The 14,707-nt window shown below is 70.8% G+C and carries 15 protein-coding genes and 1 pseudogene; 10 read left to right on the forward strand and 6 right to left on the reverse strand.

The window, feature by feature from the left end:
* Window positions 1-99: 99 nt before the first annotated feature.
* Window positions 100-2,628: a DNA topoisomerase (ATP-hydrolyzing) subunit A gene (locus tag B1L11_RS01335; RefSeq protein WP_079312355.1), complete on the forward strand. Its 2,529-nt coding sequence runs from the start codon at window positions 100-102 to the stop codon at window positions 2,626-2,628.
* An 88-nt stretch (window positions 2,629-2,716) separates the two neighbouring features.
* Here the strand turns inward: B1L11_RS01335 and B1L11_RS01340 are convergent, their stop codons facing one another.
* Window positions 2,717-3,685 (reverse strand): GlxA family transcriptional regulator, encoded by a 969-nt coding sequence (locus tag B1L11_RS01340; protein ID WP_079312431.1) that lies wholly within the window; start codon window positions 3,683-3,685, stop codon window positions 2,717-2,719.
* 277 nt (window positions 3,686-3,962) lie between these two features.
* On the opposite strand from B1L11_RS01340, the gene B1L11_RS01345 reads away from it, so the two are divergent.
* Window positions 3,963-4,436 carry a DUF2269 family protein gene (locus B1L11_RS01345; protein ID WP_079312357.1) on the forward strand — a complete coding sequence of 158 codons (474 nt, stop codon included), beginning with the start codon at window positions 3,963-3,965 and terminating at the stop codon, window positions 4,434-4,436.
* A gap of 2 nt (window positions 4,437-4,438) precedes the next feature.
* Entirely contained in the window at window positions 4,439-4,726 is a 288-nt protein-coding gene (locus tag B1L11_RS01350) for a DUF3817 domain-containing protein (protein ID WP_079312359.1), read from the forward strand.
* 30 nt (window positions 4,727-4,756) lie between these two features.
* On the opposite strand, the pseudogene B1L11_RS01355 reads toward B1L11_RS01350, so the two are convergent.
* Window positions 4,757-5,104 (reverse strand): annotated as a pseudogene (locus tag B1L11_RS01355) (VOC family protein); the annotation flags it as partial.
* Window positions 5,105-5,238: 134 nt separating this feature from the next.
* On the opposite strand from B1L11_RS01355, the gene B1L11_RS01360 reads away from it, so the two are divergent.
* On the forward strand, window positions 5,239-5,739 hold the full coding sequence (locus tag B1L11_RS01360; protein ID WP_143736805.1) for a carbonic anhydrase: 501 nt from the start codon (window positions 5,239-5,241) through the stop codon (window positions 5,737-5,739).
* Between the two features lie 109 nt (window positions 5,740-5,848).
* On the opposite strand, the gene B1L11_RS01365 is transcribed toward B1L11_RS01360, so the two are convergent.
* The gene (locus B1L11_RS01365; RefSeq protein WP_256862125.1) at window positions 5,849-6,517 is read right to left on the reverse strand and encodes an MFS transporter; all 669 of its coding nucleotides are present in this window, start codon (window positions 6,515-6,517) and stop codon (window positions 5,849-5,851) included.
* A 68-nt stretch (window positions 6,518-6,585) separates the two neighbouring features.
* On the opposite strand from B1L11_RS01365, the gene B1L11_RS01370 reads away from it, so the two are divergent.
* From B1L11_RS01370 to B1L11_RS01380, 3 genes are all read left to right on the forward strand, one after another.
* Complete coding sequence (locus B1L11_RS01370; protein WP_179154926.1) at window positions 6,586-6,990, forward strand: TetR-like C-terminal domain-containing protein; 405 nt, start codon at window positions 6,586-6,588, stop codon at window positions 6,988-6,990.
* A gap of 161 nt (window positions 6,991-7,151) precedes the next feature.
* On the forward strand, window positions 7,152-8,162 hold the full coding sequence (locus B1L11_RS01375) for an SPFH domain-containing protein (protein ID WP_079312365.1): 1,011 nt from the start codon (window positions 7,152-7,154) through the stop codon (window positions 8,160-8,162).
* A 15-nt stretch (window positions 8,163-8,177) separates the two neighbouring features.
* Window positions 8,178-8,501, forward strand: a complete 324-nt coding sequence (locus B1L11_RS01380) for a hypothetical protein (protein ID WP_079312367.1) — start codon at window positions 8,178-8,180, stop codon at window positions 8,499-8,501.
* Here B1L11_RS01380 and B1L11_RS01385 read toward each other — a convergent pair.
* Window positions 8,473-9,018 (reverse strand): GNAT family N-acetyltransferase, encoded by a 546-nt coding sequence (locus tag B1L11_RS01385; RefSeq protein WP_079312369.1) that lies wholly within the window; start codon window positions 9,016-9,018, stop codon window positions 8,473-8,475. The genes B1L11_RS01380 and B1L11_RS01385 overlap by 29 nt on opposite strands.
* Window positions 9,019-9,146: 128 nt before the next feature.
* On the opposite strand from B1L11_RS01385, the gene B1L11_RS01390 reads away from it, so the two are divergent.
* On the forward strand, window positions 9,147-9,641 hold the full coding sequence (locus B1L11_RS01390; RefSeq protein WP_079312371.1) for a carbonic anhydrase: 495 nt from the start codon (window positions 9,147-9,149) through the stop codon (window positions 9,639-9,641).
* Between the two features lie 169 nt (window positions 9,642-9,810).
* Here B1L11_RS01390 and B1L11_RS01395 read toward each other — a convergent pair whose 3' ends face one another.
* Complete coding sequence (locus tag B1L11_RS01395) at window positions 9,811-11,883, reverse strand: type IIA DNA topoisomerase subunit B (protein WP_079312373.1); 2,073 nt, start codon at window positions 11,881-11,883, stop codon at window positions 9,811-9,813.
* Between the two features lie 245 nt (window positions 11,884-12,128).
* Between B1L11_RS01395 and B1L11_RS01400 the strand changes: the two genes are divergently transcribed.
* Complete coding sequence (locus B1L11_RS01400; RefSeq protein ID WP_079312375.1) at window positions 12,129-12,359, forward strand: hypothetical protein; 231 nt, start codon at window positions 12,129-12,131, stop codon at window positions 12,357-12,359.
* 156 nt (window positions 12,360-12,515) lie between these two features.
* Here the strand turns inward: B1L11_RS01400 and B1L11_RS01405 are convergent, their stop codons facing one another.
* On the reverse strand, window positions 12,516-13,247 hold the full coding sequence (locus B1L11_RS01405; RefSeq protein ID WP_079312377.1) for an N-acetyltransferase: 732 nt from the start codon (window positions 13,245-13,247) through the stop codon (window positions 12,516-12,518).
* A gap of 98 nt (window positions 13,248-13,345) precedes the next feature.
* On the opposite strand from B1L11_RS01405, the gene B1L11_RS01410 reads away from it, so the two are divergent.
* A complete protein-coding gene (locus tag B1L11_RS01410) occupies window positions 13,346-14,707 on the forward strand; it encodes an ABC transporter substrate-binding protein (protein ID WP_218670826.1) in 1,362 nt (453 codons plus the stop codon).

Here is a 14,707-nt window from a genome sequence, read left to right on the forward strand (position 1 = left end):
CCACCACTGGATGACCACCGCTGATGTCCACCACCCACGTTCGCCCTCCCCGGTCCCGACGGCCGGGGTCCGGCTCCTCGACACGCAGGAAACCACGACATGGCCCGACGCACGACGACACCCCCGCCGGACGAGGACTTCGAGGAGCGGATCGTCGACATCGACGTCTCCGCGGAGATGCGGACGAGCTTCCTTGAGTACGCCTACTCGGTGATCTACCAGCGCGCGCTGCCCGACGCGCGCGACGGACTCAAGCCCGTCCAGCGCCGCATCCTCTACTCGATGAGCGAGATGGGCCTGCGGCCCGACCGCGGGCACGTCAAGTCCTCCCGCGTCGTCGGCGAGGTGATGGGCAAGCTCCACCCGCACGGCGACTCGGCCATCTACGACGCGCTCGTACGGCTCGCGCAGCCGTTCTCGATGCGCCTGCCGCTGGTGGACGGGCACGGCAACTTCGGCTCTCCCGACGACCTGCCCGCCGCGATGCGGTACACCGAGGCCCGCCTCGCCCCGGCCGCCATGCTCATGGTGCAGTCGATCGACGAGGACACCGTCGACTTCAAGCCCAACTACGACGGCCAGGAGACCGAGCCGTCGGTCATGCCGTCGGCGTTTCCCAACCTGCTGGTCAACGGCGCCTCCGGCATCGCGGTCGGCATGGCCACCAACATGGCCCCGCACAACCTCGGCGAGGTCATCGCGGCGGCCCGCTACCTGATCAGGAAGCCGAACGCGACGCTCGACGAGCTCATGCGCTTCGTCCCCGGCCCCGACCTGCCGACCGGCGGCACGATCATCGGCCTCAACGGCGTCAGGGACGCGTACGAGACCGGCCGCGGCACCTTCAAGATGCGGGCCAAGGCGACGATCGAGCAGGCCACGCCGCGCCGTAAGGGCATCGTCGTCACCGAGCTGCCGTTCAACGTGGGCCCCGAGCGGGTGGTCACGAAGATCAAAGAGCTGGTGAACGCGAAGAAGCTCACCGGCATCGCCGACCTCAAGGACCTGACCGACCGGCACAAGGGCCTGCGCCTGGTCATCGAGGTCAAGAACGGCTTCAACCCGGAGGCCGTGCTGGAGGAGCTCTACCGGCTGACGCCGATGGAGGAGACCTTCGGCATCAACAACGTCGCCCTCGTCGACGGCCAGCCGCGCACGCTCGGCCTGCGTGAACTGCTGTCGGTCTACGTGGACCACCGGCTCGACGTCGTGCGCAGGCGGTCGCGCTATCGGCTGCGCAAGCGCGAGGAACGGCTCCACCTGGTCGACGGCCTCATCATCGCGCTGCTCAACATCGACCAGGTCATCCAGGTGATCCGCGGCTCCGACGACTCGGCGCAGGCCCGCGCGCGGCTCATGGAGACCTTCGAGCTGAGCGAGATCCAGGCGAACTACATCCTCGACACCCCGCTGCGCCGCCTCACCCGCTACGACAAGCTGGAGCTCGACCGGGAGAAGGAGCAGCTCCAGGCCGACATCGCCGAGCTCAACGAGATCCTCGGCTCGGAGGACCGGCTGCGCAAGGTCGTGTCGTCCGAGCTCGCCGAGGTGGCCAAGACGTACGGAACGCCGCGCCGCACGGTCCTGCTGGAGTCGTCGGAGGCCGCCAGGACCGCCGTCGTGCCGCTGGAGGTGGCCGACGATCCCTGCCTGGTGCTGCTGTCGTCCACCGGCCTGCTCGCCCGTACGACCGACGCCTCGCCGGTCTCCGGCGAGGGCGACCGCACGGCGCACGACGTGCTGGTCTCGGTGGTCCGCTCGACCGTGCGCGGCGAGGTGGGCGTGGTCACCTCCGCGGGCCGGATGATCCGGGTCTCGGTGCTCGACCTGCCCGCGCTGCCGCCCTCGGCCAACCCGCCCTCGCTCGCCGGCGGGCATCCGGTGTCGGAGTACGTCGCACTCGAACCGGACGAGAAGGTCGTCGGGCTGGGCTCGCTCGATCCGGACGGGCCGGGGCTCGCGCTCGGCACCAGCCAGGGTGTGGTCAAGCGGGTCGTGCCCGAATACCCCGTCAACCGCGACGAGTTCGAAGTGATCGGACTGCGGGACGGCGACGTGGTGGTCGGCGCCGTGGAGCTGACCTCCGCCGACCACGACCTGGTCTTCATCACCAGCGACGCGCAGCTCCTGCGCTTCCCCGCCTCCGTCGTACGGCCCCAGGGACGTCCGGCGGGCGGCATGGCCGGCGTGCGCCTCGACGGTGACGCGAAGGTGGTCTTCTTCGGCGTGGTCGATCCCACGCGGGAGGCGCGTGTGGTGACGATCGCCGGCTCCTCCACCGCCCTGCCCGGCACCCAGATGGGCGCGGGCAAGGTCTCCGACTACGCCGACTTCCCGCCGAAGGGACGGGCGACCGGCGGCGTGCGCGCCCAGCGCTTCCTGAAGGGCGAGGACGTCCTGCTGCTCGCCTACGCCGGCCCGGCGCCGGTCAAGGCGGTCTCCTCGACCGGCAAGCCGGTGCCGCTGCCGGAGGAGCTCGGCCGCCGCGACGGCTCGGGTGTGCGCCTCGTGCACGCCATCGCCGCGATCGGCGGCGCGCTCGGCGCGGACGGCGGTGAGGTGGCCGCCGCGACGGAGGGCGGCATGGCCACCACGGGCGACACCGGCGGCGAAGAGCCGCCCATGTGACAGGCGGCGAAGAGCCGCCGAAGTGACACAGGCGGCGCGGAGCGGGTCTCCTAGCTCCGCGTCGCGTCCCGGTGCATGCCTGTGGCGCTCAGGTGGCGGCGGAGCCCCCGTGGAGTGGGGAGTGGAACGAGGAGCGGTACGCCTGCGGCGTGGTCCCCACGACCCGCTTGAACCGCTCCCTGAACGCGGTCGGCGACCCGAAGCCGGCCTGTGCGGCGATGCGCTCGATGCCGTGGTCGGTGTTCTCCAGCAGATACTGCGCTCGCCTGACCCGGGCGCGCAGCAGCCACTGCAGCGGAGTGGTGCCGGTCTGCTGGCGGAAGCGCCTGCTGAACGTCCGCTCGCTCATCCCGCCGCGGGCCGCCATCTCCCGCAGGGTGAGGTCGCGGCCGAGGTTGTCCTCGATCCACGCCAGCACCGGCTCCAGCAGCGAACCGCTGGGCACCGGCGGGTGCTCGTGGACGATGAACTGGGCCTGACCGCCCTCCCGTTCCAGCGGCATCACCGACAGGCGGGCGGCGTCGGCCGCGACGGCCGAGCCGTGGTCGCGCCGGATCATGTGCAGGCACAGGTCGAGCCCGGCGGCCGCGCCCGTGGAGGTGAGCACCTGCCCGTTGTCGACGTAGAGCACGTCCGGCCGCACGTCCACCAGCGGGAACCGGCGGGCCAACGCGGGCGCCGCCGCCCAGTGCGTGGTCGCCCGCAGGCCGTCCAGCAGCCCGGCCGCCGCGAGCGTGAACGCGCCCACGCAGATCGAGGCGAGGCGGGTGCCCCGCGCGGCCGCCTCGCGCAGCGCCTCCAGCGCCTCGGGCGGGGGCGGCCCCGCCCGCTCCGAACAGCCGGGGATGATGACCGTGTCGGCCTCGGCCAGCGCGTCCACGCCGTACGGCACCCGCAGGGCGAACGTATCGGTCTCCACTTCGGTGGCGGGTCCGCACACCCGCACCCGGTAGGGCTGCCGGCCGTCCGGCAGGCGGGTGCGCCCGAACACCTCGATGGGGGTCGCCAGGTCGAACGGCACGACATGGTCCAGCGCCAGGATCGCGACGGTGTGCACGATCGCCACGATAGACGGAATCCCGCCACTGGTGGGTCCAGTGCTTTTTCACGAACCCTCAGGTGAGGACGGCTGGCGAGAATCCGTTGGTCTTTGTCGTTCTCGCCTCTGGGACCAGGCCGGGCCGTACTCCTACGGTGGGTGACCGCACTGCCGACGACGAGGAGACATGCCGATGCCGGCCCAGTTCGTACTGTTCGACATCGTCCTTCCCGGAGCGGCGGGGGCGCTGCTCCGTCCGGCCGCGCCCGCCGCCCGCTGATCGGGGCCACGCACGATGACCAAGTTCTTCCTGGCCGTTCACGTCCTCGCCGCGATCCTCGCGGTCGGCCCGGTCGCCGTGGCGGCGAGCATGTTCCCCTCCGCCGCTCGTCGCCTCGCGGAGCAGGGCACGCAGGCCGGCGGGGTGGCCACGCTCCGCGTCCTGCACCGAATCTGCCGCGTCTACGCCGTCGCGGGCCTGGCCGTACCGGTTTTCGGGTTCGCCACGGCGAGCGGCCTCGGCGTGCTGCGCGACGCGTGGGTGATCGCGTCCATCCTGCTCACCGCCGCGGCGGCCGCGATCCTTGCCCTGGCGGTCCTGCCGCGTCAGGACGCCGTCCTCGCCCGGCTGACCGCCGCGGATCCCGCGCCCGCCGACGCCGGCGGCGGGGTGGCGCGGCTCGCCATGCTGACCGGCGTCTTCAACCTGCTGTGGGCGGCCGTCACGGTGCTGATGATCGTCCGTCCCGGCTCGACCACGGGAGTCTGACCATGTCGCGCCCTCGTTCCGCCCTGCGCGCCGCCGCCGCCGTCGAGCTGGGATCCCTGGCCGTCCTGCTGGCCAATCTGGCCACCGTGCACCTGCCGCCCGTCTCCTCGCTCGTCGGACCCCTGCACGGCTGCGCGTACCTGTTCGTCGTCGTGGCCGCCGCCCGCGACGCCGAATGCGACCTGACCGGCAAGGCGCTGGCCTGGCTGCCGGGAATCGGCGGCCTTCTCGTCCTGCGGCGCCTCGCCCGTACGCCGCGGGAGAAGGCCGCCTCCGGCTCCCTGGGCTGACGCGTCAGTCGACCCGGCGACCAGGCAGAACGGGTGCCCGGCGGGGTCGAGGAAGACGGTCCAGCCGCGTCCCTCGTCGGGCTGGTGCTCGTGCCTGACGGCTCCCAGGGCGAGCACCTGTTTCTCCGCCTCGGCCATGTCGTCCACGGTCAGGTCGAGGTGGAACTGCTGCGGGTGCTCGGCGGACGGCCAGACCGGAGGCGCGTACTCGGGGACCCGCTGGAAGGCGAGGCGGGCCTGGTCGTCGCCCGCGAGCGTGACCCAGTCCTCCTCCTCGTAGGCGACCTTCCAGCCGAGCAGCCCGGCGTAGAAGTCCGCCAGGGCCTTCGGCTCCGGGCAGTCGAGCACGACCGAGTGCATGCGCGCGACACCGCTCATGGTGACCCCTCTCCCTCGAATTCAACACCAGTGAAGAACTTATACCGGTGTCGATCTGATGGCCACCCGCGAGATGTGGGCGAAAGACCGGCCCCGCGATGACCGATTTAGGGGCATCGGGCAACATCTGTGACATGACCGGTGCTTTCGACGACCTGCTGGACGCCAACGAGAAGTACGCGAGCGCGTTCACCCACTCCGGCCTCAGTGGCCGCGCGGCGCGCGGGCTCGCGGTGGTGACGTGCATGGACTCCCGCATCGACCCGCTCGGGCTGCTCGGCCTGGCCGCGGGCGACGCGAAGATCCTGCGCAACGCGGGCGCGCGGGTGACCGACGACGTCCTGCGGACCCTTGTCCTCGCCGTCTACCTGCTCGGAGTCGACCGTGTGCTGGTCATGCCGCACACCGACTGCCGGATGTCCAAGTCGACCGACGAGGACGTGCACAACCTCATCGCCGACCAGTACGGCGTCGACACCCGCAGCCTCGAGTTCCAGACCGTCCCCGACCAGCGGGCCACGCTGCGGCACGACATCACCCGCATCAAGTCCAGCCCCTACCTGCCCAAGGACCTCGTCGTGGGCGGCGCGCTGTACGACGTGCACACGGGACGGCTTCAGCCCGTCGAGCTCTGATCCACCCCCCGTACGGCAGGCCGCCCCCGGCGTCTGCAGGGTCAGAGGCCCGGGAGGGCGCCGGTGATCAGGACGGTCTGGTCGTGCAGCGTGCGGGCGTCGTGGGTGGTCATAAGGTTCGACCTCGCAGTCCGGTCGTGAGAAGAGTCATGAGAAGAGGGGTGGGCGGGGTCAGACGGCCGGGTTGCCGCTGACGGTGGCTCCGGGGACGTCCTCGCGCAGGTCCCGCTGGTCGGCGATCGCCGGGCGGGTGGAGTGCGGCCGCAGCGAGGCGGCGTGCGCCGGCGGCCAGGGCCAGCGGCAGCAGCGCCAGGGCCGGGAGCCAGCGGCCGCCCAGGGCGGGCAGCAGGCCGCTGCCCAGCAGGCTGCCCAGGCTCATGCCCAGATACAGGGCCGAGGCGTTCAGGGCCAGCAGGATGCCGCGCTGCTCGGGCAGCAATTCCACCAGGCGTGCCTGCTGCGGGGCCATGAACAAGGTGTTGAAGACGGCCCAGAAGGCGAACACGGCGACACCGGCCGCGGGCAGGGCGGGCACGCCGGCCAGCGCCAGGAAGGTGGCGGTCAGCCCGGCCAGCGCCAGTGCGATGGTGCGCCCGCCGCCCAGACGGGTGTAGACGCGGGCCCCGGCGGCGATGCCCACCATGCCCAGGGCGCCGAAGACCAGCAGGGTCAACGACACCAGACCGGGACCTGCGCCGAACCGGGTGTCCAGGTAGGCCCCGGCGACCCCGTAGACGGTGAACTGGGAGGTCAGCACCAGCAGCGTGGTCGCGATCATCGATGCGGCTCCGGGGGTGCGCAGCACCCCGGCGAACGCCCGCGCGGTGGGGGCCGGCCCGCCGCGAGGTGATCCTGGACGTGCTGGCCGCCTACGCCCGCACCCGGCTGCCCACGCCCGACACCGGCGACCTGGGCGAGGACCTGCTGACCCTGCTGAAGGAGACCTTCGCCGCCCAGCGCGGCGTGCCCGGCACGCTCAACCAGGCCCTGGCCGCCGAGGCGCTACAGGCCCCCGCCTTCGCCCAGCGGGTGAGGAGCGAACTGATCGCGGCGCGCCGCGACGCCGTCCGCCAGATCCTCAGCCGGGCCCGGGAGCGGGGACAGGTCGCCCACCCCGACGACGAGGTGCTCATCGACCTGGTCTTCGGTCCGATGTGGTACGCGCTGCTGTTCGACGCCGGCAGGCTCACCGACGCCTACGCCGCCGCGCTCACCGACGCTGTCGTCGCCGTGGCCACCCGCGCGCCCTGACCGCCGGCGCCTCCGCCATCGACTGCGGCGACCCGATGACGGCCCCGGGATGCCGGCCCTCCCGGAACCGGGGCACCCGGCTGCTACGTTTTCCTGCCGACGACACGTGAGCCATCCCCCGGTACCGTGACCGGTCCCGAGGCGCCCCCCAAGGAGCCCGTATGCCCAGCCGCTCTTCCTCCGCCTCCGGCGGCACGTCGCGCAGGTCCTATCGTGGCATCGCCATCCTGGTGATCCTCGCGCTCATCGTCGTCGGGGCGCCGACCCTGATCGGCGCGTTCAGCGGGTTCGAGCGCACCAGCGGCGGCGAGGTGGCCGTCGTCCGCGACGGCGGCCCGCTGGACGACAACAAGGTCCGCCAGGTCATCGACCCGGGCTCCGGGGTCACCTGGATCGGCTGGTGGTCCCAGATGCACCGCTATCCGGCCCAGCAGCGGTTCTACACGATCACCTCCGACTCCGGACACGGCGAGAGGTCCGGTGTCGACGTCGTCAACGTGCCGAGCGGCGACGGCGTCAACATGGGCATCGAGGGCACGCTCTACTTCGGCCTCAACCTCGACCACCAGACGCTGAAGTCGTTCGACGACAAGTTCGGCACGCGCAAGTTCCGCAGCACCAACGGCGGGACCTTCTACCCCTGGGAGGGCGACGAGGGCTGGTCCGCCTTCCTCGACCAGATCATCCGGCCGGTGATCGACAACGACCTGCGCACCCAGATCAACAACTTCCGCTGCGCGGAACTGGTCTCCTCCTGCGCACTTGTGCAGAACAACAGCGCCGGCCAGCAGAACGCGGGCACGCCGCAGCAGGGCAACAACGCCAACATCGCCAAGATCCAGAACGCGGTCAACACGAGCCTGGCCGAGGACCTCAAGTCGACCCTCGGCGCCGACTACCTCACCGGCATCCACTTCAACCTCTCGCGGGTCACCCTGCCCACGGAGGTCCAGGAGGCGGTCAACCAGGCGCAGGCCGCGTTCGCGAAGGTCACCGAGGCGCAGGCGAAGGTCGCCCAGGCGCGCGCCGAGGCGGAGGCCAACAAGGCCCGGCAGGACGGCTACAACAAGTGCCCCACGTGCGCGGAGATCGAGAAGCTGAAGGCCCTGCCCCAGGGCATCACGGTGTACGCGCCAGGCAATACTGGAGGCGTCGCTCTGCCCACCAAGTAGGGAGCCGGGACCCCGATGCGCCTGCTCGCCCTTCCGGTGACGCTCATCGTCATCGCCGTGCTCGTGTATCTGCTCGTGACGCTCGTACGCGGCGGGAAGCCGGCGTCCCAGCGGGAAGCGGCCGGCGCACCCCGCTGGGAGGCCGACACGGTCATGGAGAACGGGTGGACCCTGATCGTCGTACGCAAGGTCGCTCCCGGCCCCAACGGGCCGGTGGAGCTCGCCAGGCAGACGGTCAGGGCCATCCGCGACGACGACCCGGACTGGGACGAGCGCTACCGGGAGGGCATGCTGGAGGCCCGCAACCGGGTCAGCACCCTGGAGATCGAGTCGGGCTGACCCCGAGCAGGCTCGCGGGCAGTTCGAGTTCGAGTTCGTGGCGGAGCGGGATGCCGTCGAGACCGATCTCGGGGATCGACGGCTTGAGCTCACGCGACCGGGCGACGGCGTCGCGGTGCACGGCGACGAGGTCGAAGCCGTATCGCTGGTAGAAACGCAGCGCCCGCAGGTTGTCGTTCGTCGTGACCAGCCACAGTCGAACGGCACCCCCGGCGCGCGCCGCTCCGGCCACCGCGTCCACGAGGGCGATGCCCACTCCGGCGCCTTCGCGTACGGAGTCGAGCGTGACGAGTTCGCACTCCCGGCCGGTGATCGTGTAGGTGGCGACGCCCGCGCGTTCCCCGTCGAGCAGCGCGACGAATCCGGGAAGCGCGGTCGTTTCGTGGGCGACGCCTCGGCTGACCGATATGACCCCTCCCCACCGCTCGGTGAACAACTCCCGCACCCAGGTGACGTCCTCGGCGGTGAGCGGCCGCACGGTCACCCGGCTCTTCTGGTCGTGTTCAAGAAATGCCATGAGTCCATGATCACAGATGACCGCCGGAAACCTTCAGCTCACGGACGGTCACGATACCTATTGACTTGGTAGGAATAAGAGGTAAAGGTGGGGCCAGCGACTCCCGCGACCAGAAAGGCCACCATCACATGAGCGTCACCGACGAACTCCTCGCCAACGCCGAGCGGTACGCCGCGGGCTTCGACAAGGGACACCTGCCGCTGCCCCCGGCGCGCGGGGTGGCCGTCGTCGCCTGCATGGACGCGCGGCTGAATGTGTACGGCCTGCTCGGGCTGACCGAGGGCGACGCTCACGTCATCCGCAACGCCGGCGGCGTGGTGACCGCGGACGAGCGGCGCAGCCTCGCCATCAGCCAGCGCCTGCTCGGCACGCGGGAGATCATCCTCATCCACCACACGGACTGCGGCATGCTGACCTTCACCGACGACGACTTCCGCCGGGGAATCGAGGCCGAGGTCGGGATCAGGCCCGACTGGGCCGCCGAGGCGTTCTCCGACCTCGACGCGGACGTCATCCAGTCGATCAACAGGATCAAGGCCGACCCGTTCATCCCGCACAAGGACTCGGTGCGGGGATTCGTCTACGAGGTCGAGACCGGGCGCCTGCGCGAGGTCAAGCCCTGACGCGGCCCCCGGCCGGGGGCTGCAGCGGCACCCGGGGAACGATCACCATCCCCTCCGGGAGCCGCTTCTGCCAGAGGGTGGCCTACTACCCGGAGATCGACTACGCCAACGGCCGGCGATGCCGAACTCACGACGGTGAGCCGGTGCCCGGCGTGGCGCCGGGCGCCGGTCAGGCGTCGATGTGGTCGCGGTCCACCTCGGCGGCGCTGCCGATGATGAACTCGCGGCGCGGGCCCACGTCGCTGCCCATGAGGAGGTTGAAGATGTGCTCGGCATCCTCCACGTCCTCGATCCGCACGCGGCGCAGGACGCGGTGGCGGGGGTCCATGGTCGTCTCGGCGAGCTGGTCGGCGTCCATCTCGCCGAGGCCCTTGTAACGCTGCACGGGGTCCTTCCAGCGCTTGCCGCGCCGCTCCAGGTCGCGCAGGACCTTGTGCAGCTCGGCGTCGCTGTAGGTGTAGATGTACTTGTCCTGGCCACGCCCGGGGTTGGTGACCTCGATGCGGTGCAGCGGCGGAACCGCGGCGAACACCCGCCCGGCCTCGACCATCGGCTTCATGTAGCGATGGAAGAGCGTGAGCAGCAGGCAGCGGATGTGCGCGCCGTCCACGTCCGCGTCGGCCATTAAGATGATCTTGCCGTAGCGGGCCGACTCGATGTCGAACGAGCGGCCGGACCCGGCGCCGACCACCTGGATGATCGCGGCGCACTCGGCGTTCTTGAGCATGTCGGCGACCGAGGCCTTCTGCACGTTCAGGATCTTGCCCCGGATCGGCAGCAGCGCCTGGAACTCCGAGTCGCGGGCGAGCTTGGCCGTGCCCAGCGCGGAGTCACCCTCGACGATGAACAGCTCGCTGCGGTCCACGTCGTCGCTGCGGCAGTCGACCAGCTTGGCGGGCAGCGCCGAGTTCTCCAGGGCGGACTTGCGCCGCTGGTTGTCGCGGTGCTCGCGGGCGGCGATGCGGGCCTTGGCCGCGGCGACGACCTTCTCCAGCACCGCGCGCAGCTGCTGCTTCTGCCCCCGCTTGGGGTTGGCGAACAGCGCCTTGAGCTCCCGGGCGACCACGTGGGCGACGATGCGGCTGGCCGCGGAGGTGCCGAGCACCTCCTTGGTCTGGCCCTCGAACTGCGGCTCGGGAACCCGCACGGTGACCACCGCGGTCAGCCCTTCGAGGATGTCCTCCTTGGTCACCGGCTCGTCGCCGTTCTTCAGCAGCCGGGTCTCCCTGAGCTGCTCGTTGACCGTGCGGACCAGCGCCCGCTCGAAGCCCGCGACGTGGGTGCCGCCCTTCGGCGTGGCGATCACGTTCACGAACGAGCGTACGGTCGTCTCGTAGCCCTTCCCCCAGCGGATCGCGACGTCGACGGTGAGCTCCCGCTCGATCTCCGTCGGCGTCATGTGGCCCTGCTCGTCGAGCACGGGGACCGTCTCGTGGAAGTGGCCCTCCCCCTGCAGCCGCAGCACGTCGCAGACGGCCTCGTCACGGGACAGGAACTCGGTGAACTCGCTGATGCCGCCGTCGAAGCGGAACGTCTCCTCGACCGGCTCCTCGCCGCGGGCGTCGCGCACCACGAGCGTGAGCCCCGGCACCAGGAAGGCCGTCTGGCGCAGCCGCACGTGGATCTCGTCGAGCGAGACCTCCGCCTCGGGCAGGAAGATCTGCCGGTCGGCCCAGAAGCGCACCCGGGTGCCGGTCGTGTTGCGCGGGGCCGGGCCGCCGTCGCGCAGGCCGGACTTCTTGCGGAACTTGGCGGTCGGGCCGTCGCCGTCGAAAACGCCGGGCACGCCCCGGCGGAAGCTGATCTGGTGGACCTTGCCGTCGCGGTCGACCTCCACGTCGACGCGGGAGGACAGCGCGTTGACCACCGAGGCGCCGACGCCGTGCAGGCCGCCGGAGGCGCCGTAGGAACCGCCGCCGAACTTGCCGCCCGCGTGGAGCTTCGTGTAGACGAGCTCGACGCCGGCCAGGCCGCTCTTGGGCTCGATGTCGACGGGAATGCCGCGCCCGTTGTCACGCACCTCGATCGAGCCGTCCGCGTGCAGCTCGACCTCGATCCGCGTGCAGTGGCCTCCGAGCGCCTCGTCGACCGCGTTGTCCACGATCTCCCACAGGCAGTGCATGAGGCCGCGCGTGTCCGTGGAGCCGATGTACATCCCCGGGCGCTTGCGGACGGCCTCCAGGCCTTCCAGCACAGAGAGATGACGGGCGGTGTACCCCGTCTCCGCGCGAACCGCAGTCACACCCAGCTCCTACTTATCAATCGAACACGCGTACGCAGCTTAACGCCACTCATGTTTGTACGCGCACAAGCTTGCCAGGCGCAGCACAATGACCGGCACTTTCGCTGTGATCCCCGTCACTTTACGGATCATTCTGCTCTGGGCGTAGTCGGAGCATGATTGGGAAGGCCCGTATCCGGTTAGATGTTGTCCCAAGTGACTGACGCCAACGTCCCCACAGCGTGGGGCGACCCGAAAGGCGATACGTGACTGGAGCTCTCGCCCCCATCAAGCCGCTGACGGCCCTGGACCGGTGCGACCGGTGCGGTGCTCAGGCCTACATCCGCGCGACCCTGCCCGTGGGTGGGGAGTTGCTGTTCTGCGCCCACCACGGGCGTCAGCACGTGGCTGTGCTGCGCGACAAAGGTGCTGAGATCCAGGACGAGTCGGCCCGACTCAGTGAATCCCCCGCGACCGCCCCTGACGGCGAGCGCTGACCCTATAGACGGCGTGCCGGAGCGTCAGACGACGATGTCGGCTCCGCGCGCCGTCGCCATATAAGCCATCGGCACAAGCCATCGACCCGGGCGACCCCTCGGGCGCGACCGCCGTTCCCCGCTTCCCCCGGGGCTCGCGGCGGACGGCCCGGTGGGTCAGGCCCGCACCCGGTAGTGATAGCGGCCGGCGACGGTGAAGCCCTCGCGCTCGTAGAGCGCGCGGGCACCGGCGTTGGCCTCGGTCACCACCAGGTAGGCGCTGTCGGCGCCACGTCGCCGCCCCCAGGCGAGCAGGGTGCGCAGCACGGCCGCGCCCAGCCCCCGCCTCCTGGCGTGCAGTTCGACCGCCATGCAGTAGACCCCGAGCCAGCGCCCCTGCGGCACGCCCCTGCCCACCGCGCCCTCGTCGAGGAGGACGTACCCGGCGGGGACCCCGCCGAGGATCCGCTCGCCCCACGTCCGCGCCGGAACCTCCCCGGTGTCGCCGTGGCGCCCGCCGTCCACGCTCCACCAGGTGCGCAGCCACCGTTCGGACGGCCTGTCCTCCACCACCGCGCCGGCGGCGGGCTCGTCGCCGGTGAGCGGCCTTGTCATCACCAGGGTGGGATCCACGAGCCGGTAGCCCCGGCGGCCGAGTTCGTCGTCGAGCCCGGGAGGCGCGCCCATGCCGACCGAGAACACGCAGGGCTGCCCGATGCCGGCGTAGAACCGCTCGGCCCGGTCGACCGCCTCCGGCAGGTCCGCGCGCTCTCCCAGGGCCAGCACCGAGTTGGCCCGTTTCGTCACACCGCCCGCATGCCGGTAGACCCATCCGCCGTCCTCGGCCCGTCCCGGCGCCGGCCAGGCCGCATCGACCAGCAGGTCGAACTGTGAAATTTCCCGATCCACCGCCGCAGCCTAGCTGACCTGCACTGCTCGGGTTTAGATCTTGCCTCAGGGGCAGTGGGAGGACCTTCGATCCCTCGGACCCCCTCGAAGGAGCGGCGGTGTCCCCATCGCGCAGGAACCGTACCGGCATCGTCGTGCTGGCCGCAGCCCTGGCAGGCGTATCGGCCCTGTCCGCGTGCGGCGGCGTGGGAGCCAAGGACGGCGCGTCGCCGGGCGGCGGTTCCGCCCTGACCACCATGGGTTTCGGCTTCCCCGACGAGATCGCCACGACCCGGGTGGACGCCTTCAAGAAGGCGCATCCCGAGGTGAGGCTCACCGTCAACCAGGGTCAGTTCGACGAGCAGGCCTTCCTGTCGGCGGTGGCGAGCGGCAACCCGCCGGACGTCGTCTATCTCGGCCGCGAACTGATCGGCACGTACGCCGCCAGGGGCGCGATCCAGCCGTTGGACGACTGCGTCGCCAAAGAGGGCATCGCGATGTCCGACTTCTACCCCGCCGCCCAGCAGCAGGTGAAGCTGAACGGCAGGTGGTACGGCGTGCCGGAGTTCTACACCTCGATCATCCTGCTGGTGAACGACAAGGCCGCCAAGGAAGCCGGGGTGGACCCGGCGAGCATCGACACCTCCGACTGGGACGCTCTGGCCGCCCTGGCCAGGAAGATGAACAAGGTCTCCGGCGGCAGGATCGAGCGTTTCGGCTTCTATCCCAAGCTGCCGGAGTTCCTCCCCCTGTGGACCAAGGCCAACGGCGCCGACCTGCTGTCGGCGGACGGGAAGACCTCCCGCCTCGACGACCCGAAGGTCGCGGAGGCGCTCGATTACGCCAACGGGCTGCTCGACGACCAGGGCGGCTGGACCAAGCTCAAGGCCTTCACCGACACCTTCGACTACTTCGGCGAGAAGAACCCGATCGCCGAGGACCAGATCGGGATGATGCTCACCGAGCAGTTCCTGGTCACCTCCATGGCGAGCACCTCCCCCGACGCGAAGATCACCGTGCTGCCGTTCAAGGACAGGCAGGGCGATCCGCTCACCATGGTCGGCGGCAACGGCTGGGTCATCCCCAAGGGGGCCAAGCACCCGGACGTCGCCTGCCAGTGGATCAAGACGATGACCTCGGCCGACACCTGGATCGCGGCGGCGAAGGCGCGGGCGGCCAAGCGGGCCCAGGAGGGCAAGCCCTACCCGGGCACGTTCACGGCCAACGCCAAGGCCGACCAGGCGATCTTCTCCCAGATCGTCAAGCCGAGCGGGCACAGGCCGTACGACGACGCGACCACGACGATCCTGGGCGTGCAGGACAAGGGATTCGTCGTCCCGCAGTCGCCCGCCGCGGCGGAGTTCCGCACCGCCTGGCTCGACGCGGCGACCCGGGTGATGCAGGGACGCCAGGACGCGAAGGCCGCGCTCGCCCAGGCGCATCAGGAGGCCACCAAGGCCCTCCAGGCCGTGGCGGGCTGA

It is taken from the genome of Microbispora sp. GKU 823 (genome assembly GCF_002027145.1).
GTDB lineage: Bacteria > Actinomycetota > Actinomycetes > Streptosporangiales > Streptosporangiaceae > Microbispora > Microbispora siamensis.